The sequence below is a fragment of the Nocardiopsis aegyptia genome, assembly GCF_013410755.1.
Lineage (GTDB): Bacteria > Actinomycetota > Actinomycetes > Streptosporangiales > Streptosporangiaceae > Nocardiopsis > Nocardiopsis aegyptia.
The window spans coordinates 5,719,086-5,738,084 of sequence record NZ_JACCFS010000001.1 but is presented as its reverse complement, the minus strand read 5'-3'; the positions used below and the strand labels follow the sequence as shown (position 1 = coordinate 5,738,084).

Here is an 18,999-nt window from a genome sequence, read left to right as displayed (position 1 = left end):
TCGCGGCGCCGTGGTTCGGGAAGGGCGGGGCGGAGGGGCGCTCAGGCGATGTCGCGCGCCGACTCGGCGGCGCGCGCGGCGCTGGAGCCCTTCCACCCGGGCGCGCCCAGAGCGTCGAAGGGGATCGAGCCGACGTCGTCGAAGCGCACCTGCTCGCCCCGGAAGACCGGACCGTCCACGCAGGAGCGCACCATGCGGGTGATGCCGTCATCGCCCACCACGGGGACCACGCAGGTCATGCAGATCCCGGTGCCGCAGGCCATGGTCTCCTCGACCGAGACCTGGACGGGGATGCCGTGCGTGCCGGCCACGGCGGTGACGGCGCGCAGCATCGGCATCGGGCCGCACGCGTAGACCACGTCGGAGCGGGCCTCCTCGATGACCCGTCCCAGGACGTCGGTGACGCGCCCGCGCGTGCCGAAGGACCCGTCGTCGGTGGTGAAGACCGCGGTCTCGGCCACCCGGCGGGCGGTGATCGCGCTGAACACCCGGTCGGCCGAGGCGGCGCCCAGGACGAAGTCCACCCGGCAGCCCCGCCGGCGCAGCGACTGCGCCAGCGGGAAGAGCGGGGCGCTGCCGGACCCGCCGCCCACCAGCACGCAGTTGACCGGGTCCCGGGGCAGCGGGAAGGGGCGACCGAGCGGGCCGACCACGTCGAGCAGGTCGCGCGATCTTCGCTCGGCCAGCCAGGCGGTGCCGGTCCCGCGCACGGAGAACAGGAACTCGACGGTGCCGCCGTAGTCGGGTTTGACGTCGTGGATGGCGAAGGGCCGGCGCAGCAGCGTGCTGGAGTGGTCGCCGCCCACCGACACCGAGACGAACTGGCCCGAGCGGAAGCGCTCGGCTATGCCCGGGGCGACGACGGTGATGGCGTAGTAGGCGTCCACCCTGCGCACGTTCAGCACGGGGCACCTGACCTGCACCGGTCCGTTGTCGCTCATGGTGTGGCGCAAACCTCTCTCACCTCGGCGGTGCGGACGCCCGGGCCGGAAGCCCGCGGCGCCCGCACTCTACAGCCCGTCCGAGGGCCGTATCCGGCGGATACGGCCCGGACGTACAGCCTAGGCCTCGCGGCGCTCGGTGAGGGCGCTCGCGTGCTCCTGGAGGGAGCGCACACCCACGTCACCGCGCACCCGGGCCTCGATCGCCTGCACCGCCGCGGCCAGTCCCTGCACGGTGGTGACGCTCGGGATGCCGCGCAGGACGGCCGCGGTGCGGATCTCGTACCCGTCCAGACGGGGTCCGGACTGCCCGGCCCCGCCGAAGGGGGTGTTGACGACCAGGTCGACGCCGCCCTCGTGGATGAGCCGCACGATGGTGGGCTCGCCCTCGGGGCCGGTGCCCTCGCTGTGCTTGCGCACCACCGTGGCGTGCACGCCGTTGCGGCGCAGCACCACCGCGGTGCCCTCGGTGGCGAGGATCTCGAAGCCGAGGTCGGCCAGGCGCTTGACCGGGAAGATCATCGAGCGCTTGTCGCGGTTGGCGACCGAGACGAACACCTTGCCGCGCGTGGGCAGCGAGCCGTTGACGGCCAGCTGCGACTTGGCGTAGGCCGCGCCGAACTCCACGTCCAGGCCCATGACCTCGCCGGTGGAGCGCATCTCCGGGCCGAGGATGGTGTCGACGCCCTCGCCCTCCTTGTTGATGAACCGGTTGAAGGGCAGCACGGCCTCCTTCACCGACACCGGGGCGTCGGCGGGCAGGTCGCCGCCGTCACCGGAGGCGGGCAGCATGCCCTCGGTGCGCAGGTCGGCGATCGAGGTCCCGGCCATGACGCGGGCCGCGGCCTTGGCCAGCGGCACCGCGGTGGCCTTGGACACGAACGGCACGGTGCGCGAGGCGCGCGGGTTGGCCTCCAGCACGTAGAGCACGCCGGAGGCGAGCGCGTACTGGACGTTGAGCAGGCCCCGCACCCCGGTGCCGCGGGCGATGGCCTCGGTGGAGTAGCGGATCCGCTCGATGTCGTCGCTGCCCAGGGTGATGGAGGGCAGGGTGCACGCGGAGTCCCCGGAGTGGATCCCGGCCTCCTCGATGTGCTCCATGACGCCGCCCAGGTACAGGTCGCGGCCGTCGTAGAGGGCGTCGACGTCGATCTCGATGGCGTCGTCGAGGAAGCGGTCGATCAGCACCGGGTGCTCGGGGCTGACCTCGGCGTTGCGCTTGATGTAGTCGGCGAGCATGGACTCGCTGTAGACGATCTCCATGCCGCGCCCGCCCAGCACGTAGGACGGGCGGACCATGACCGGGTAGCCGATCTCGTCGGCGGCGGTCTTGGCCTCGGCGAAGGAGTAGGCGGTGCCGTACTTGGGCGCGGGCAGTCCGGCCCTGGCCAGGACCTTGCCGAACTCGCCGCGGTCCTCGGCCAGGTCGATGGCCTCGGGGCTGGTGCCGATGATGGGCACGCCCGCGTCCTTGAGGCGGCGGGCCAGTCCCAGCGGGGTCTGGCCGCCCAGCTGGACGATGACGCCGGCGACGGTGCCGGTGAGCTGCTCGGCGCGCACGACCTCCAGCACGTCCTCCAGGGTGAGCGGCTCGAAGTAGAGCCGGTCGCTGGTGTCGTAGTCGGTCGAGACGGTCTCGGGGTTGCAGTTGACCATCACGGTCTCGTAGCCGGCGTCGGAGAGCGCGAAGGAGGCGTGGACGCAGGAGTAGTCGAACTCCACGCCCTGGCCGATGCGGTTGGGCCCCGAGCCCAGGATGATGATCTTGGGCCGCTCGCCCTGGGGGACCTCGGTCTCCTCGTCGTAGCTGGAGTACAGGTACGGCGTCTGCGCGGCGAACTCGGCGGCGCAGGTGTCCACGGTGAGGTAGACGGGGTGGACGCCCAGGGCGTGGCGCAGTTCGCGCACGACCTCCTCGGGCTTGCCGGTGATCTCGCCGATCTGGAGGTCGGAGAAGCCCAGCCCCTTGACGGCGCGCAGCTGGTCGGCGTCGAGCTTGGGCGCGGCGGCCAGGTCGCGGGCGGCCTCCTCCAGGCGCAGCATCTGGTCCAGGAACCAGGGGTCGATGCGGGTGGCCTCGTGCAGCTCCTCGACGGTGGCGCCGGCGCGCAGGGCCTGCTGGACCTGGCGGAGCCGGTGCTCGGTCGGGGTCGCGGCCCGGCGCAGCAGCTCGTCCTTGTCGCCGGGCTCGCCCGCCCAGGTCAGGCCGACGCCGGCCTTCTCCAGGGAGCGCATGGCCTTCTGCAGCGCCTCGGGGAAGGACCGGCCGATGGCCATGGCCTCGCCCACGGACTTCATGGTCGTGGTGAGGCCGGGGTCGGCGCCGGGGAACTTCTCGAAGGCGAACCGGGGGACCTTGACGACCACGTAGTCGAGCGTGGGCTCGAAGCTGGCCGGGGTCTCCCGGGTGATGTCGTTGGGGATCTCGTCGAGCGTGTAGCCGACGGCGAGCTTGGCGGCGATCTTGGCGATCGGGAAGCCGGTGGCCTTGGAGGCCAGCGCCGAGGAGCGGGACACGCGCGGGTTCATCTCGATGACGATGATCCGGCCGGTGGTCGGGTGCACGGCGAACTGGATGTTGCAGCCGCCGGTGTCCACGCCGACCTCGCGGATGACCGCGATGCCGATGTCGCGCATCCGCTGGTACTCGCGGTCGGTCAGGGTCATGGCGGGGGCCACGGTGATGGAGTCACCGGTGTGCACGCCCATGGGGTCGAGGTTCTCGATGGAGCACACGACGACGACGTTGTCGTTGGTGTCGCGCATCAGCTCCAGCTCGTACTCCTTCCAGCCGAGGATGGACTCCTCCAGGAGCACCTCGGTGGTCGGCGAGAGGGCCAGGCCCTGGCCCGCGATGCGGCGCAGCTCGGCCTCGTCGTGGGCGAAGCCGGACCCGGCGCCGCCCATGGTGAAGGAGGGGCGCACCACGACCGGGTAGTTCAGGTCCTCGGCGGCGTCCAGGCACTCCTGGAGCGTGTGGCAGATGCGCGAGCGGGCGGACTCCCCGCCGATGCGCTCGACGATGCCCTTGAAGGACTCGCGGTCCTCGCCGGACTGGATGGCCTCGATGTTGGCGCCGATGAGCTCGACGTCGTACTTGGCCAGGACCCCGGACTCGTCCAGGGCGACCGCGGCGTTGAGCGCGGTCTGGCCGCCCAGGGTGGGCAGCAGGGCGTCGGGGCGCTCCTTGGCGATGATCTTCTCGATCATCTCGGTCGTGATCGGCTCGACGTAGGTGGCGTCGGCGATCTCGGGGTCGGTCATGATCGTGGCCGGGTTGGAGTTGACCAGGATGACCCGCAGGCCCTCGGCCCGCAGGACACGGCAGGCCTGGGTGCCCGAGTAGTCGAACTCGGCCGCCTGCCCGATGACGATCGGACCGGAACCGACCACGAGGACGGATGAAAGGTCACTACGGCGCGGCATGCTCTTCCTCTTACTGCTTGGCAGCCGGTGCGGGCTGGGCGGACATCAGGTCGCAGAACTCGTCGAAGAGTGCGGCGGCGTCATGGGGGCCGGCGGCGGCCTCCGGGTGGAACTGGACGCTGAACACGGGGCGGTCCAGCAGCCGCAGGCCCTCGACGACCTGGTCGTTGAGGCCGATGTGGCTCACCTCGGCCCGGCCGTAGGGGGTGTCGAAGGGCTCATCGAGCGGAGCGTCGACGGCGAAGCCGTGGTTCTGGCTGGTGATGGCGACCTTGGTCGTGCGGGTGTCGCGGACCGGCTGGTTGACGCCGCGGTGCCCGAAGCGGAGCTTGTAGGTGCCCAGGCCCAGGGAGCGGCCCAGGATCTGGTTGCCGAAGCAGATGCCGAACAGGGGCGTGCCCGCGTCCAGTACCCCGCGCATCGCCGCGACGGGGCCGTCGGCGGTGGCGGGGTCGCCGGGGCCGTTGCTGAAGAAGACGCCGTCCGGGTCCAGGGCGAGGATGTCCTCGGCGGTGGCCGAGGAGGGCAGCACGGTGACGCGGCAGCCGCGCTCGGCCAGGCGCTGCGGGGTCATCGCCTTGATCCCCAGGTCGACGGCGGCGACGTGGAAGCGGGTCGCGACGCCCTCGGGCGGCAGGATCTCGTAGGGCGCGTCGGTGCTGACCTCGGCGGCCAGGTCGGAGCCGGCCATGGCCGGCTGCTCCAGGACGCGGGCGAGCAGCGCCTTCGGGTCTGTCTCCACGGAGCTGACGGCGGCGCGCATGGCGCCCCGGTCGCGCAGGTGGCGGGTCAGGGCGCGGGTGCCGGTGAGGGCGATGCCCACCACGCCCTGGCGGCGCAGCTCCTCGTCGAGGGTGCGCTCGGCACGCCAGTTGGAGGGGATGCGCGCGGGCTCGCGGACGACGTACCCGGCGACCCAGATCCGGCCGGACTCGGGGTCGTCGTCGTTGACACCGGTGTTGCCGATGTGCGGCGCGGTCATCACGACGATCTGCCGGTGGTACGAGGGGTCGGTGAGGGTCTCCTGATAGCCGGTCATGCCGGTGTTGAAGACGGCCTCGCCGAAGGTCTCGCCGACGGCGCCGAAGGAGCGGCCGTGGAAGACGCGGCCGTCCTCGAGCACCAGAATCGCCGGTCCGCCGGTTGCCTCGGACACGTTGTCCCCCTCCGCCGCGCCAGGGTGTGCCTGGGCGTTCTCTGCTCTGCTCACTTGATCTTGCCTTCCAGGACGGTCGGGACGCCGCGCAGGAACGTGGCCTGGACACGGCCCGGCAGGGTCATGCCCCGGAAGGGCGTGTTGCCGCTCTTGGTGGCCATGGCTCCCCCGTCCACCGCCACGGGCGCCGCGGGGTCGTACAGGACGACGTTGGCGGGCTCACCGGCGGCGAGGCCGCGTCCGTGCCCGTCGACCCGGCCGATGCGGGCCGGGGCGGCGGACATGCGTTCGGCGACCTCGGCCCAGGTCAGCAGGCCGGTGTCGACCATGGTCTCCTGCACCACCGCGAGCGCGGTCTCCAGGCCCACCATTCCCATGGCGGCCGTGGACCACTCGGTCTCCTTGGCCTCGGCCGGGTGCGGCGCGTGGTCGGTGGCGACGATGTCGATCGTGCCGTCGGCCAGCCCCTCGCGCAGCGCCCGGACGTCGTCGGCCGTGCGCAACGGCGGGTTGACCTTGTAGATCGGATCGTAGCTCTCCACCAGCTCGTCGGTGAGGAGCAGGTGGTGGGGTGTGACCTCGGCGGTGACGTCGCAGCCGCGCGCCTTGGCCCAGCGGATGATGTCGACCGAGCCCTTGGTCGAGACGTGGCACACGTGCAGCCGGGAGCCGACGTGCTGGGCGAGCAGGCAGTCGCGGGCGATGATCGCCTCCTCGGCGACCGCGGGCCAGCCGGGCAGGCCGAGGCGGTCGGAGACGCGGCCCTCGTTCATCTGGGCGCCCTCGGTCAGGCGGGGCTCCTGGGCGTGCTGGGCGACGACGCCGTCGAAGGCCTTGACGTACTCCAGCGCGCGCCGCATGAGCAGGGCGTCGGAGACGCAGATGCCGTCGTCGGAGAAGACGCGGACGCGGGCGGCGGAGTCGGCCATGGCGCCGATCTCGGACAGGCGCTCGCCGGCCAGGCCGACGGTGACGGCGCCGACGGGGCGCACGTCGCAGTACCCGGCCTCGCGGCCCAGGCGCCAGACCTGCTCGACGACGCCGGCGGTGTCGGCGACGGGGTCGGTGTTGGCCATGGCGTGCACGGCGGTGTAGCCGCCCATGGCGGCCGAGCGCGATCCGGTGGCGACGGTCTCGGCGTCCTCCCGGCCGGGCTCGCGCAGGTGGGTGTGCAGGTCCACCAGGCCGGGCAGGGCGACCAGGCCGGCGGCGTCGACGACCTCGGCGCCCTCGGGGGCGGTCAGCCCGGGGCCGATCTCGGCGATCCTCCCGTCGGAGAGCAGGAGGTCGACGGGGTCGCCGCCGAGCGGGCGGGCGCCGCGGATCAGGTGCGGTGCGTGGTTGTCGGGCATCGCGGTGTGGCTTCCTCGTGGTTCGTGTGGAGTCAGTCTGTGTGGCCGCCCGGGCTTCACGCGGGCGCGCGGAGGCGCCCCGTGGCGGTACGGGGGTGCCGGTGCCGGTCTCTCAGGACCCGCCGAGCAGGAGGTAGAGCACGGCCATGCGCAGGCTGACGCCGTTGGCGACCTGTTCGGTGACGGTGCAGCGCGGGGAGTCGGCGACCTCGGCGGAGATCTCCATCCCCCGCACCATCGGCCCGGGGTGCATGACGATGGCGTCCTGCGGCATGCGGCCCAGGCGTTCGCCGTCGAGTCCGAAGCGCCGGCTGTACTCGCGCTCGGAGGGGAAGAAGGACTCGTGCATGCGTTCCGCCTGGACGCGCAGCAGCATGACCACGTCGGACTTGGGCAGGACGTCGTCCAGGTCGTAGGAGACCTCGCACGGCCAGGTGTGGACCGAGACCGGCAGCAGGGTGGGCGGCGCGACCAGGGTCACGTGCGCGCCCAGGGTGGTGAGCAGGAGCACGTTGGAGCGGGCGACGCGGCTGTGCAGGATGTCGCCGACGATCGCCACGCGCAGGCCCTCCAGGCGGCCGAGCCGGGAGCGCATGGTGAAGGCGTCCAGGAGCGCCTGGGTGGGGTGCTCGTGGGTGCCGTCGCCCGCGTTGAGCACGGAGCCGTCGACCCAGTTGGCGAGCCGGTGCGCGGCGCCGGACGCGCTGTGGCGGATGACGACGCCGTCGGCCCCCATCGCCTGCAGGGTGAGCGCGGTGTCCTTGAGGCTCTCGCCCTTGGAGACGCTGGAGCCCTTGGCGGAGAAGTTGATGACGTCGGCGGACAGGCGCTTGGCGGCCAGTTCGAAGGACGTGCGCGTGCGGGTGGAGTCCTCGTAGAACAGGTTGACCACGGTGCGGCCGCGCAGGGTCGGCAGCTTCTTGACGGAGCGGTCGCCGACCTGGGCGAGTTCCTCGGCGGTGTCGAGGATGAGGGTGGCCTCGTCGCGGGACAGGTCACCGGTGGAGAGCAGGTGGCGCATCAGTCGTTCCCCTCGGTGGCGGCGGGGCGGGCGGAGGGGGCACCGGGCCGGGGGTGCGCGGGTCCGAGGAGGACGGCGTCGTGCCCGTCGGTCTCCTCCAGGCGCACGGTGACGTTCTCGCGCAGGGAAGTGGGCAGGTTCTTGCCCACGTAGTCGGCGCGGATGGGCAGCTCGCGGTGGCCGCGGTCGACCAGGACGGCGAGTTGGACGGCGCGGGGGCGCCCGAGGTCGCCCAGGGCGTCCAGGGCGGCGCGCACGGTGCGGCCGGAGAAGAGGACGTCGTCGACCAGGACGACGACGCGGTCGTCGAGTCCGCCGACGGGGATCTCGGTCCGGCCGAGGGCCCGCGCGGGTGCCAGGCGCAGGTCGTCGCGGTACATGGTGATGTCGAGGGATCCGACCGGGACGGCGAGGTCCTCGACGCGTTCGATGCGCCGCGCCAGGCGCTGGGCGAGCGGGACGCCGCGGGAGGGGATGCCCAGGAGGGTCACGTCCTCCCCGCCCTTGGTGCGTTCGAGCACCTCGTGGGCGATGCGGGTCAGGGCCCGGTTGATCTCGGGGCCGTCGAGGACGGCCCGGGTGCCGTCGGGCACCTCCGGTGACGCCGGGGACCCGCCCCCACTGTCACCTCTTGCTTGTTTTCGCGCACACAAAGTAATGACCCCTTCCCTGCCTCACAGAACAGGTCGTTAAAGGATGTCGATGCCCCCACGCTACCAGCGACGATCACGAAGCCCGAGATGAGGGCGGAGGCCACCGCGAGGAGTGTGACTCTGGTCACACCCCAAGTGGGCGGTTTCGTGCCCGAGAGTAGCCAAATCATGACAAGACGGATACGCCCTTACCTGGTGCAAAAGCTGAAATTCCCTGCAGGAGCGGGCTTTTCGCCCTTCCGATGTGCCCTCACTCGTCCTGAACGATCCGGACATGAGAGGAGTCTCACCTACACACGGTTTGGCCACTGATTAGTCGCGTTTCACCCCAACGGCTTGACCTGGGAGCCAGACCGTCCTAGCGTCACTGTCTGTAATCAATACCGGGTGGGGTTGCGCCCCGTCACCGAACTGCCGGTCCGCTCAGCCGGGCGGGCGAACGAACGGTCCACATCCCCCACCGATCCAGCCACCGTCACGGCCGGGAGCGACAAGAACATGCCATCCGAATACGCGAAGTCCCTCGGTGCGCGACTGCGTGCCATCCGCACCCAGCAGGGCCTGTCCCTGCACGGGGTGGAGGAGAAGTCCCACGGGCGCTGGAAGGCCGTCGTGGTCGGCTCCTACGAACGTGGCGACCGTGCGGTCACTGTCCAGAAGCTCGCCGAGCTCGCCGACTTCTACGGTGTCCCGATGTCGGAGCTGCTGCCCGGCGGCGCCGCACCCACACCCCTGGGCCCCACACCCAAGCTCGTCATCGACCTCGAGCGGATGCAGCAGGTCCCGCAGGAGAAGGCGGGCCCGCTGTCGCGCTACGTGGCGACCATCCAGAGCCAGCGCGGCGACTACAACGGGCGCGTGCTGTCGATCCGCCAGGAGGACCTGCGCTCACTCGCGGTCATCTACGACAAGTCGCCCTCGGACCTGACCGAGGAGCTCATCAACTGGGGCGTCCTCGACCCCGAGGCGCGCCGGGCCGTCGACGCCTTCTGACCGGGGCGCTCCCGCACTGACCAGAACCGGTAGCCGCCCAGGCCTGCCGGTTCTCGTCGTGTCGGCTCCCCCCGCTCCCGGGACCGGCACGCGAGAGCCGTGAACGAGAGCGGCGCGACCGGGCGTTGGGGCTTCCCCTCCCCAAGCCGGCCGCGCCGCCGCTCCGCCGGCCGAACCGGCGATGATCGAACTCATGTTCGATACGCCCAGTTAACCGCAGCCCGCGCGGGTCGTCAAGCACCCGCGCGGACCGGGCGGGCATAGGGTTGGTCCGTGGTAGACGACACCGAGCTGCGCGAACTGGACCCACGGGCGTTCGCGCACGCCGTCCCCGCCCTCCTGGAGATCTACGAGGCGGCCATGCGCCCGCCCCCGGAACAGCTGCCCGGGCGGGCCGCCATCATGAACAGCCACGCCGCCTACCCCGGGTTCCGCTCCGTCACCGCGCTGAGCGGCTCGGACGCCGTCGGATTCGCCTACGCCTTCCACGGCCGCCCCGGCCAGTGGTGGCACGACACCGTCGTGGAGGGACTGCGCGCCCACGGCCGGCCCCGCGCGGTGCGACGCTACCTGTCCGACCCCCTGGAGATCGCCGAGGTCCACGTCCGGCCGGACGCGCAGGGCAACGGCATCGGCCGGGCCATGCTGCACGCCCTGTGCCGGGACCGGCCCGAGCGCACCGCGGTGCTGTCCACGCGCGCGGGCCCCTCCGTGGCGCGCCACCTGTACCTCTCGTGCGGGTTCACCGAGGTGCTGGAGGAGTTCACCTTCCCCGGCAGCTCCGATCAGCCCTTCGCGATCATGGCCGCGCGGCTCCCGCTGAGCGCTCCCCCCGACGCCCGGAGACCTCCTGATAGATCTGCCTGGTGGCCGTGGACCGGTTCGAGGTGATGAAGTGGATGCCCGGCGCGCCCTCGGCCAACAGCCGCTGGCACATGCGCTGGGCGTACTCGATGCCGAAGGCGCGCACGGCCTCGGCGTCGTCGCCGAAGCTCTCGAACTTCGCCGCCAGGTCGGCGGGGAACTTCGCGCCCGACAGCTGCTCCGAGCGCGGGATGAAGGACGTGCGCACCACCGGGAAGACCTCGGGGATGATCGGGATCTCGCACCCGCGCGCCGCCACGCGGTCGCGCAGCCGCAGGTAGTCCTCCGGGTCGAAGAACATCTGGGTGATGGCGTAGTCCGCGCCGGCGTCGCACTTGCGCACGAAGTGATCGGTGTCGGTCTCCACGTCCGCCGAGCGGGGGTGCTTGTAGGGGAAGGCCGCCACACCCACGCAGAAGTCACCGCTGTCCTTGAGCAGGCGGACCAGCTCCTCGGTGTAGGTGAGCCCCTGGGGGTGGCGCACCCACTCGCCGTCGGGGTCGCCGGGCGGGTCCCCGCGCACGGCCAGCATGTTGGACACGCCCGCGTCGGCGAAGCGGCCGATGAGGTGGCGCAGCTCGGCGACCGAGTGGTCGACCAGGGTCATGTGCGCGACCGGCAGCAGCGTGGTGTCGGTGGCGATGCGCTCGGTGGTCTCGACGGTCATGCCGCGGGTGCTGCCGCCCGCCCCGTAGGTGACGGAGACGAAGGAGGGGCCCAGGGCCTCGATCTCGCGGATCGCGCGCCACAGCCGCTCCTGCGCCTGCTGGGAGCGCGGCGGGAAGAACTCGAAGGAGAACAGCGGCTCGCCCGCGTGGAGCAGTTCTCGGATGTGCCGAGGGCGGGGCGTGGGGTTTCGGAGCGCCACGGGGCGTGTCGGTGCAGCGAGCATGACTCCAACCTTAGGCGAGGACTCCCGGACACCGTGGAGGAGACGTCCCAGTACGTGAGATCTCCCCAGAGAATGTCAGGATCGCCACCGCGGCGGCCCGCCCCCACGAGAGATCCGAGCCGCGCTCCCACCGGCGCGACAGCCGCTACTGTGCTGGTATGGCCCCTTCTTCTTCCTCTTCCGCCTCACCCGTCACCGCGATCCGCTCCGCCGTGGACCGGGAGCTGGCCGCGTTCTGCGCCGACCACCGCGCCCAGGTCCTGGCGATCGGTGAGGAGCTCGCGCCGGCCATGGACGCGTTGGAGGCGATGATCGCCGGCGGCAAGCGCCTGCGCCCGACCTTCCTCTACTGGGGCTGGCGGGGCGCCGGGGGCGCCGCCGAGGACGACCGGGTGGCCCGCGCCGCCGCCGCGCTGGAGTTCCTGCAGGCCTGCGCGCTCATCCACGACGACGTCATCGACAACAGCGACACCCGGCGCGGGCTGCCCGCCACCCACAAGCGCCTGGCCGCGCTGCACTCCGACCACGGGTGGAGCGGCGACGCCGACGAGTTCGGCCGGGGCGCCGCGGTCCTCATCGGCGACCTGTGCCTGTCGTGGTCGGACGAGATGTTCCAGGCCAGCGGCTTCCCGCTGCCGACGCTGCGGGAGGCCCGGCCGCCCTTCGACGCCATGCGCACCGAGGTGATGGCCGGGCAGTACCTGGACACGCTGGAGCAGGTGCGGGGCACGGCCTCGCGCGAGGCGGCCCTGCGGGTCATGCGGTACAAGTCCGCGAAGTACACGGTGGAGCGCCCGCTGCACGTGGGCGCGGCCCTGGCCGGGCGCCTGGACGGCCTGGGCGCGGTCTACACCGCCTACGGGATCCCGCTCGGCATCGCCTTCCAGCTGCGCGACGACGTCCTGGGGGTCTTCGGCGACCCGGGCACCACCGGCAAGCCCGCCGGGGACGACCTGCGCGAGGGCAAGCGCACGCTGATCGTCGCCGAGACCCTGGCCCGTGCGGAGGCCGCCGACGGCGAGCGGTTCCGCTCGCTGCTGGGCGCGCCGGACCTGTCGGCGGAGTCGGTGGCGTGGATGTGCTCGCTCATCGAGCGCTCGGGGGCGCTGGACGCCTGCGAGAAGATGATCGAGGGCTACGCCGGGGAGGCGGTCACCGCGCTGGAGAGCCCGGAGCTGGACGAAGCCGCCCGGAGGCCGCTGCGCGAGCTCGTGGTGGCCGCGACCGCGCGCACCCACTGAGCCCCGGGCCGCGTGCCGTCCCCTAGGGGAGATCTGGGTGGTTCCCCCGACCCGGCTCCGGTTGTGCCCCGGTGCCGGCCCCGTTTGAATCGGTGAGAAGACATATCGCGAACCGTAGAGAACGGGGCACAGTCCATGACACGCGCGAGCACGTCGCGAGGGCCGGTCGGCCGGGGTGAGCGGGCGCTCGCGCCCGACCTGGCACGCGGCTTCATGCTGTTGTTCATCGCGATCGCCAACTCCACCTGGTATCTGTGGGCGCAGCCGATGACCGGGGGGAACGCCCATCCGGATCCCGAGGGCCCCCTGGACGCGGTCTCGCAGTTCATCACCGTCGTCATGGTGGACTCGCGCAGCTATCCGATGTTCGCCTTCCTGTTCGGGTACGGGATGGTGCAGCTGGCCGCCCGGCAGGAGGCGGCGGGATCCGACCCCCGCGCGGTCGACGCGCTGCTGCGGCGGCGCAACCTGTGGCTGCTGATCTTCGGCTTCTGGCACGCCCTGCTGCTGTGGATGGGCGACGTCCTGGGCGCCTACGGCCTGGCCGGGCTCGTGCTGTGCTGGCTGTTCTTCCGGCGCCGGGACACCACCCTGCTGGTGTGGTCCGGTGTCCTGGTGGGGCTCATGGCGCTGATGTCGGCCGCGAGCGTGCTGGCGATCGCCTTCGCCCCGCCCGGCGGCGAGTCGGGCGGCCTCGACCTGGACTTCATGTCGGCCAGCATCGCCGACCCGTCCCTGGTCGCGGCCGCGGTGAGCCGTGTCACGGTGTGGCCGATGGTCGTCGTGGGCCAGGGCCTGCTGGGGCTGACCGTGCCGGCCGCGATCCTGCTGGGCTTCTGGGCGGCGCGCCGCCGGATCCTGGAGGAGCCGGGCCGCCACCTGCGCCTGCTGCGCGCCGTGGCGGTCGCGGGCCTGGCCACGGGGTGGATCGGCGGCCTGCCCGAGGCGCTGGCCCAGGTCGGGGTCTGGGAGCTCGACGAGGCGCGCGCCACCCTGCTGGCCATGCCGCACACGATCACCGGCCTGGCCGGCGGCCTGGGGTACGTGGCGCTCATCGCCCTGGTCGCGCACCGGATCCAGTCGCGCGATCGCGAGCCCGGCGCGGTCCTGACCGCGCTCACCGCGACCGGCAAGCGCTCGCTGACCTCCTACCTGGGCCAGTCCGTGCTGTGCGCGCCGATCCTGGCCGCCTGGGGGCTGGGGCTGGGCGCGCACCTGACGTCGTGGAGCATGGCCCTCTACGCGGTCGGGGTGTGGCTGGCCACGGTGGCCGCCGCCTACGCGATGGAGCGGGCCGACCGGCGCGGCCCGGCCGAGGTCCTGCTGCGCCGCATGTCCTACCAGCGGACGACCGCGGCACCGGCGGCCGCGGGGACGCCGCCCGGCACCGGTGAGGACCAAGAGCGCACCAGCCGCTGACCGGATGCCGCAAAAAGGGCGTGCCGCTGAGTGCCCGGCGGCCCCGCGTCCCTCAGGATGAGGAGTCATGGGCGACGATCACATGACAAACCACACCATAGGGGTGACCGGGGCCACCGGAGCGCTGGGCGGTCGGGTGGCCGCCAGGATCGCGCGGCTGGGCCTTCCGCAGCGGCTCATCGTCCGGGATCTCAACCGGGCACCGGAGTACCCCGGCAGTACCGCGGCGATGGCGGCCTACGAGGACACCGCCGGCTTCGAACGGGCGTGCCGCGGCGTGGACACGCTCCTCCTGGTCCCGGCGACCGAGTCCGAGGACCGGATCGACAAGCACCTGAGCGCGGTGGACGGCGCGGTCAAGGCCGGGGTGTCCCGGATCGTCTACCTGTCCTTCCTGCGGGCCGGCCCCGCGGCGACCTTCACGTTCGCGCGCACGCACTTCTTCACGGAGGCGCACATCCGGGCGACCGGCGTGGGGCACACCTTCCTGAGACCCGGCCTCTTCCTGGACCTGCTGCCCGACTGGGTGGACGGGGAGGGCGTGATCCGCGGCCCGGCCGGAGACGGCCGGGCCGCGTGGGTGTCCCGGGACGACGTGGCGGACGTGGCCACGGCGGTCCTGACCGACCCGGAACGGGCGGCCCTCGCCGAGGGGACGACCTACGACGTCACCGGGCCCGAGGCCCTGACGCTCGGTGCGACCGTGGACAAACTGAGCGCCCTGACCGGCCGCACCGTGCGCTACGTGCCCGAGACCTGGGAGGAGGCGCTGGAGTCGCGCCGCGCCGGAGGGGCCCCGGAATGGGCCGCCGAGGGCTGGGCCTCCTCCTACGCGGCGATCGCCGCCGGAGAGATGGACGTGGTCGCGCCCACCGTGCCCACGCTCACCGGCCACCCCGCACAGTCCATCGAGGGGTTCCTGCGCCGCCACCCGAGCGCTCTGTCACACGTGTCCGTCTGATCTCCGTGCCCCGGTCGGCGCCACGACGACCGGGGCCGGCGGGGCGGGTCCGCGGGACCCGCCCGGAACGGTCAGGTGGCCGCCTGCGCGTATTCGAGCAGGTGGGCGCGCAGCACGGCGGCGGCGGCGCGCGGGTCCTCGGCCTCGGTGACGGCGCGCACGACGACGACCCGGCGGGCCCCGGCCTCCAGGACCCGGCCGATGTTGTCGGAGTCGATCCCGCCGATGGCGAACCAGGGGCGGTCGGTGCCCAGGGCGGCGGCCCGCTCGACCAGTTCGAGCCCGGCCGCGGGGCGTCCCGGCTTGGTGGGCGTCTCCCAGACGGGGCCCACGCAGAAGTAGTCGCTGCCGGGTTCCTCGGCGGAGGCCGCGGCGGCCTCGGGGTCGTTGTTGGAGCGCCCGATGACCGGGTCGGCGCCGATGACGTCCCGCGCCATGGGAACGGGGAGGTCGCGCTGGCCCAGGTGCAGGACGTCGGCGCGCACGGCACGCGCGATGTCGGCGCGGTCGTTGACCGCGAGCAGGGCCCCGTGCCGCTCGCAGGCGCCCCGCAGCACCTCCAGGGCGGCGATCTCCTCCCGGGTGTCCAGGCCCCGGTCGCGGAGTTGGATGATGTCCACCCCTCCGGCCAGGGCGGCGTCGGCGAACTCCGCGAGATCGCCGCGATCGGTCCGGGCGTCGGTGCACAGGTACAGAAGGGATGCGTCCAGGCGCTTGCGCAGGCTGGTTCCGTGGCTGGTCCTCACACGCCCCACCCTAGGCGCTGCGGCATGGGCGCCCAAGAGCGGGAGGCCCCGGCGTGCCGGTTCGGGGCGCTTCACGCCGGTTCCTTCGTCGTCGCTACTGCCTGGCTCGTTCCGCGCCGGCGGCAGAGACTCCTCCTGCAGGCACCGGCGCGCCCCTCACCCCCTGCTTTCTTCGGGTCCTCCGCTCGTGCCTCGCTTCGACCCGGACAACCCCCTGTGGTCACCGTGAGGGGAGCTGGGCGCCCTGCGGGCAGCGTCAGAAGGCCAGGCCCTGGGCGCGCCGGCGCACCTCGGTGCCGCGGTTCTCCCTCATGGCCTGGATGGGCGTGCCGGGCAGCGTCTCGTCGGGCGTGAAGAGCCAGCGCAGGGCCTCCTCCGTGGAGAAGCCGGCGTCGGTCAGCAGGACGAGGGTGCCGGGGAGTCCCTTGACGAGGTCGTGGCCGTCGACGAAGTCGGCCGGGATGGAGAGCTGTCCCTGGCGGACCACGCCCATCAGGCGGTTCTCCCGGATCAGCGTCTTGATCCGGTTCGGGCTCACGCCGAGCGGCTGGGCCGCCTCCTTGAGGGTCAGCCAGGTGCCGACCAGGGTGTCGATGTCGCTGTCGCTTTGTGTCACCCCTCCAATCTGCCACATCCGCGCGGGCCGGGAGCACCGTGACGAGACCCTCCCGAGCGCTCTGGCCTAGGATGGGGACAGAACCGAACATCCCGCGGGAGCCGGGTGGGACCCGGCTGAGAGGGAGGCTGTGAGCCTCCGACCGCACGAACCTGATCCGGATCATGCCGGCGAAGGGAGTGGAAGCGAGCACCATGCCCACCAACTCCGGGGAACACGGCGTCGTCGTGGTCGGAGGCGGACTCGCCGGACGGGTGACCGCCTGGCGGGCGGCCGGCCTGGGCCTGCCGGTCACCGTCGTCGAACCCGACCCCCTCACCGATCCGGGCGGTGCCCGTGCCGCCTCCACCGTCGCCGCCGGCATGCTCACCCCCGCCACCGAGGCCATGTTCGGCGAGGAACCCCTGATGGAGTTCGCGATGCGCTCCGCCGGGATGTTCGCCGACTTCGTCACCGAACTTGAACGGGCCGCCGGACGCCCGGTCGGCTACCGCGCCACCGGCACGCTCCTGGTCGCCTACGACCGCGACGACCTGGCCCTGCTGACCGACCTGCACGCCCTGCAACAGCGCCTGGGCGTGGCCGCGGAACGGCTCACCGGCCGCGAGTGCCGTCGGCTGGAACCGATGCTCGCCCCGTCCGTGCGCGGCGGGGTCCTGGCCCCCGACGACCACTCCGTCGACCCGCGGCTGCTGCTGCGGGCCCTGGCCGAGGCCGGATCACGCGCCGGCGCCGCCGAGGTCGCGGCGCGGGCGGAGGAGGTCCTGCGTCCCGGCCCCGACGGCGCCCGCCTGGGAGTGCGGCTGTCCGACGGCCGGACCCTGCCCGCCGACCAGGTGGTCCTGGCCGCGGGCTGCTGGAGCGACCGGATCGCGGTCCCCGAACCCGTCGTGCCGCCGGTGCGCCCGGTCAAGGGCCAGCTGCTGCGCATGCGGGTGCCCGACGGCGAGCCGCCGCTCGTCCACCGCACCGTCCGGGGCCTGGTCAGGGGCTTTCCCGTCTACTTCGTGCCGCGCGCGGACGGCGAGGTGGTCGTCGGCGCCACCCAGGAGGAGCTGGGCTATGACACCTCTCTCACCGCGGGCGGCCTCTGGCAGGTCCTGAGGGACGCGCGCGAGCTCGTGCCCGGTGTGACCGAACTGGAGGTCACCGAGGCCTGTGTGGGCCTGCGGCCCGGCTCGCCCGACAACGAACCCCTCCTGGGCCCCACCCGTGTCCCCGGCCTGCACCTGGCCACGGGGCACTTCCGGCACGGGGTGCTGCTGACCCCCGTCACCGGCGAGGTCATGGCCCAGGTCCTCACGGCGGGCACGCTGCCCGACCACGCGCGCCGCTTCGCCGCCGACCGCGCACCCGGCGGCGGCGACCGCGGCGACAGCCACAGCACGACCCTGGAGGAGCAGTGGAACTGATCATCAACGGCGCCCCCCGCGACGTCACGTCCGACACCACCGTGGAGTCGGTCGTGCGCGAGCTGACCGGGGCCGCCGAGGGCGCCGTCCCCGGCGGCATCGCCGTGTCCCTCAACGACGAGGTGGTGCGCCGGGCCGCGTGGAGCGACACGACCCTGCGCGCCCGCGACCGCGTCGACGTCCTGACCGCCGTCCAGGGAGGCTGAGAACATGACCGAGCACATCGCCGACCCGCTCGTGATCGCGGGCACCGAGTTCGGCTCCCGGCTCATCACCGGGACCGGCGGGGCACCCTCGCTGGAGGTCCTGGAGGACGCCCTGGTGACGTCCGGCACCGAGCTGACGACCGTGGCCATGCGCCGGGTGGCCCCGGGCACGCAGGGGTCGGTCTGGGACGTCCTGAGCCGCAACAAGATCCGCCCGCTGCCCAACACCGCGGGCTGCTTCACCGCCGCCGACGCGGTGCGTACCGCCCGGCTGGGTCGGGAGGCGCTGGACACCGACTGGGTGAAGCTGGAGGTCGTCGCGGACGAGCACACGCTGCTGCCCGACCCGGTGGAGCTGCTGGACGCCGCCGAACGCCTCGTGGACGACGGGTTCACCGTGCTCCCCTACACCAACGACGACCCGGTGCTGGCCCAGCGCCTGGAGCAGATCGGCTGCGCCGCGGTGATGCCCCTGGCGGCGCCGATCGGCTCGGGGCTGGGGATCCGCAACCCGCACAACCTGGAGCTGATCGTCGAGCGGGCCGGGGTCCCCGTCATCGTGGACGCGGGGATCGGCACCGCCAGCGACGCCGCGCTGGCCATGGAGCTGGGCTGCGACGCGGTCCTGCTGGCCACGGCCGTCACCCGCGCGCAGGACCCGGTGCTGATGGCCGCGGCGATGCGCGACGCCGTGCGCGCCGGACGCGCCGCCCGCCTGGCCGGGCGCATCCCGGTGCGCCGCTACGCCCAGGCCTCCACCTCGGGGCGCCCTTAGACGGGGCCTTCGCGGCTGCAGGACCCGTCGGCGCCCTCGTCGTGCTTTCTTTGGGCCTCCGCTCGTTCCTCGCTTCGGCCCGGACAGACCCCCTGTGGTCCTCGCGAGCGAGACCGCTTCGGCCCCCTCCTCCCTCAGACGCGCCCGGGGGCGGGCCGCTCCACAGGGACACGCGGGGGTTGAAGGTAGGCGGTCCAGCCCGCCTCCACCCCGAGGGGGTTGGTCGGGCCGAAGCAGGATGGACTGCGCCGGAGGCGTCCGTTGAGGGTGGTGGTGGGCGACGGTGTGGGCACGAGCGGAGGCCCAAAGGAGCAGGGAGCGAGGG

17 protein-coding genes and 1 riboswitch are annotated in these 18,999 nt (G+C 72.8%); of the genes, 8 read left to right on the top strand and 9 right to left on the bottom strand.

Going from position 1 to position 18,999, the window contains the following annotated elements; translation table 11 throughout:
• Positions 1 to 41: 41 nt before the first annotated feature.
• The 6 genes from HNR10_RS25685 to pyrR all read right to left on the bottom strand — a co-directional run bounded on the left by HNR10_RS25685 (position 42) and on the right by pyrR (position 8,489).
• Positions 42 to 941, bottom strand: coding sequence for a dihydroorotate dehydrogenase electron transfer subunit (locus HNR10_RS25685; protein WP_053615317.1), 900 nt, complete (start codon positions 939 to 941; stop codon positions 42 to 44).
• A 120-nt stretch (positions 942 to 1,061) separates the two neighbouring features.
• Positions 1,062 to 4,367 carry a carbamoyl-phosphate synthase large subunit gene (carB, locus tag HNR10_RS25680; protein ID WP_179827847.1) on the bottom strand — a complete coding sequence of 1,102 codons (3,306 nt, stop codon included), beginning with the start codon at positions 4,365 to 4,367 and terminating at the stop codon, positions 1,062 to 1,064.
• Positions 4,368 to 4,377: 10 nt separating this feature from the next.
• A complete protein-coding gene (gene carA / locus HNR10_RS25675; protein WP_179827841.1) occupies positions 4,378 to 5,523 on the bottom strand; it encodes a glutamine-hydrolyzing carbamoyl-phosphate synthase small subunit in 1,146 nt (381 codons plus the stop codon).
• 50 nt (positions 5,524 to 5,573) lie between these two features.
• Entirely contained in the window at positions 5,574 to 6,875 is a 1,302-nt protein-coding gene (locus tag HNR10_RS25670; protein ID WP_179827834.1) for a dihydroorotase, read from the bottom strand.
• A 112-nt stretch (positions 6,876 to 6,987) separates the two neighbouring features.
• Positions 6,988 to 7,896, bottom strand: coding sequence for an aspartate carbamoyltransferase catalytic subunit (locus HNR10_RS25665; RefSeq protein ID WP_179827831.1), 909 nt, complete (start codon positions 7,894 to 7,896; stop codon positions 6,988 to 6,990).
• Positions 7,896 to 8,489: a bifunctional pyr operon transcriptional regulator/uracil phosphoribosyltransferase PyrR gene (gene pyrR / locus HNR10_RS25660; RefSeq protein WP_179827829.1), complete on the bottom strand. Its 594-nt coding sequence runs from the start codon at positions 8,487 to 8,489 to the stop codon at positions 7,896 to 7,898. The genes HNR10_RS25665 and pyrR overlap by 1 nt, the downstream gene beginning before the upstream one ends.
• A 558-nt stretch (positions 8,490 to 9,047) precedes the next feature.
• Between pyrR and bldD the strand changes: the two genes are divergently transcribed.
• Complete coding sequence (gene bldD, locus HNR10_RS25655) at positions 9,048 to 9,542, top strand: transcriptional regulator BldD (RefSeq protein WP_053615297.1); 495 nt, start codon at positions 9,048 to 9,050, stop codon at positions 9,540 to 9,542.
• Between the two features lie 273 nt (positions 9,543 to 9,815).
• Positions 9,816 to 10,433, top strand: coding sequence for a GNAT family N-acetyltransferase (locus HNR10_RS25650; protein ID WP_179827827.1), 618 nt, complete (start codon positions 9,816 to 9,818; stop codon positions 10,431 to 10,433).
• On the opposite strand, the gene metF is transcribed toward HNR10_RS25650, so the two are convergent.
• A complete protein-coding gene (gene metF, locus HNR10_RS25645; RefSeq protein ID WP_179827825.1) occupies positions 10,342 to 11,298 on the bottom strand; it encodes a methylenetetrahydrofolate reductase [NAD(P)H] in 957 nt (318 codons plus the stop codon). The two genes, HNR10_RS25650 and metF, sit on opposite strands and share 92 nt — an antisense overlap.
• 158 nt (positions 11,299 to 11,456) lie before the next feature.
• On the opposite strand from metF, the gene HNR10_RS25640 reads away from it, so the two are divergent.
• The 3 genes from HNR10_RS25640 (at position 11,457) to HNR10_RS25630 (ending at position 14,919) form a co-directional block, all read left to right on the top strand.
• Positions 11,457 to 12,539, top strand: coding sequence for a polyprenyl synthetase family protein (locus HNR10_RS25640; RefSeq protein WP_179827823.1), 1,083 nt, complete (start codon positions 11,457 to 11,459; stop codon positions 12,537 to 12,539).
• Positions 12,540 to 12,674: 135 nt separating this feature from the next.
• A complete protein-coding gene (locus tag HNR10_RS25635; protein ID WP_179827821.1) occupies positions 12,675 to 13,958 on the top strand; it encodes a DUF418 domain-containing protein in 1,284 nt (427 codons plus the stop codon).
• A gap of 67 nt (positions 13,959 to 14,025) precedes the next feature.
• A complete protein-coding gene (locus HNR10_RS25630) occupies positions 14,026 to 14,919 on the top strand; it encodes an SDR family oxidoreductase (protein ID WP_179827819.1) in 894 nt (297 codons plus the stop codon).
• Positions 14,920 to 14,990: 71 nt separating this feature from the next.
• Here the strand turns inward: HNR10_RS25630 and thiE are convergent, their stop codons facing one another.
• Together thiE and HNR10_RS25620 are read right to left on the bottom strand one after the other, a co-directional pair.
• A complete protein-coding gene (thiE, locus tag HNR10_RS25625; RefSeq protein ID WP_179827817.1) occupies positions 14,991 to 15,665 on the bottom strand; it encodes a thiamine phosphate synthase in 675 nt (224 codons plus the stop codon).
• A 256-nt stretch (positions 15,666 to 15,921) separates the two neighbouring features.
• Positions 15,922 to 16,299, bottom strand: a complete 378-nt coding sequence (locus HNR10_RS25620; protein WP_179827815.1) for a helix-turn-helix domain-containing protein — start codon at positions 16,297 to 16,299, stop codon at positions 15,922 to 15,924.
• A gap of 66 nt (positions 16,300 to 16,365) precedes the next feature.
• Positions 16,366 to 16,477, top strand: a riboswitch (TPP riboswitch).
• Here HNR10_RS25620 and thiO point away from each other — a divergent pair.
• From thiO to HNR10_RS25605, 3 genes are all read left to right on the top strand, one after another.
• Positions 16,446 to 17,693: a glycine oxidase ThiO gene (gene thiO, locus HNR10_RS25615; RefSeq protein WP_179827813.1), complete on the top strand. Its 1,248-nt coding sequence runs from the start codon at positions 16,446 to 16,448 to the stop codon at positions 17,691 to 17,693. It overlaps the preceding riboswitch by 32 nt.
• A complete protein-coding gene (gene thiS / locus HNR10_RS25610) occupies positions 17,684 to 17,899 on the top strand; it encodes a sulfur carrier protein ThiS (protein ID WP_179827811.1) in 216 nt (71 codons plus the stop codon). The genes thiO and thiS overlap by 10 nt, the downstream gene beginning before the upstream one ends.
• A 4-nt stretch (positions 17,900 to 17,903) precedes the next feature.
• Positions 17,904 to 18,674, top strand: a complete 771-nt coding sequence (locus HNR10_RS25605; RefSeq protein WP_179827809.1) for a thiazole synthase — start codon at positions 17,904 to 17,906, stop codon at positions 18,672 to 18,674.
• Positions 18,675 to 18,999: the final 325 nt, after the last annotated feature.

Coding starts and splice junctions, on each gene's coding strand:
- HNR10_RS25685 (WP_053615317.1), bottom strand. CDS start 941: ATGAGCGACAACGGACCGGTGCAGGTCAGGTGCCCCGTGCTGAACGTG.
- carB (WP_179827847.1), bottom strand. CDS start 4,367: ATGCCGCGCCGTAGTGACCTTTCATCCGTCCTCGTGGTCGGTTCCGGT.
- HNR10_RS25670 (WP_179827834.1), bottom strand. CDS start 6,875: ATGCCCGACAACCACGCACCGCACCTGATCCGCGGCGCCCGCCCGCTC.
- HNR10_RS25665 (WP_179827831.1), bottom strand. CDS start 7,896: ATGCGCCACCTGCTCTCCACCGGTGACCTGTCCCGCGACGAGGCCACC.
- bldD (WP_053615297.1), top strand. CDS start 9,048: ATGCCATCCGAATACGCGAAGTCCCTCGGTGCGCGACTGCGTGCCATC.
- metF (WP_179827825.1), bottom strand. CDS start 11,298: ATGCTCGCTGCACCGACACGCCCCGTGGCGCTCCGAAACCCCACGCCC.
- HNR10_RS25640 (WP_179827823.1), top strand. CDS start 11,457: ATGGCCCCTTCTTCTTCCTCTTCCGCCTCACCCGTCACCGCGATCCGC.
- HNR10_RS25635 (WP_179827821.1), top strand. CDS start 12,675: ATGACACGCGCGAGCACGTCGCGAGGGCCGGTCGGCCGGGGTGAGCGG.
- HNR10_RS25630 (WP_179827819.1), top strand. CDS start 14,026: ATGGGCGACGATCACATGACAAACCACACCATAGGGGTGACCGGGGCC.
- HNR10_RS25620 (WP_179827815.1), bottom strand. CDS start 16,299: ATGTGGCAGATTGGAGGGGTGACACAAAGCGACAGCGACATCGACACC.
- thiO (WP_179827813.1), top strand. CDS start 16,446: ATGCCGGCGAAGGGAGTGGAAGCGAGCACCATGCCCACCAACTCCGGG.
- HNR10_RS25605 (WP_179827809.1), top strand. CDS start 17,904: ATGACCGAGCACATCGCCGACCCGCTCGTGATCGCGGGCACCGAGTTC.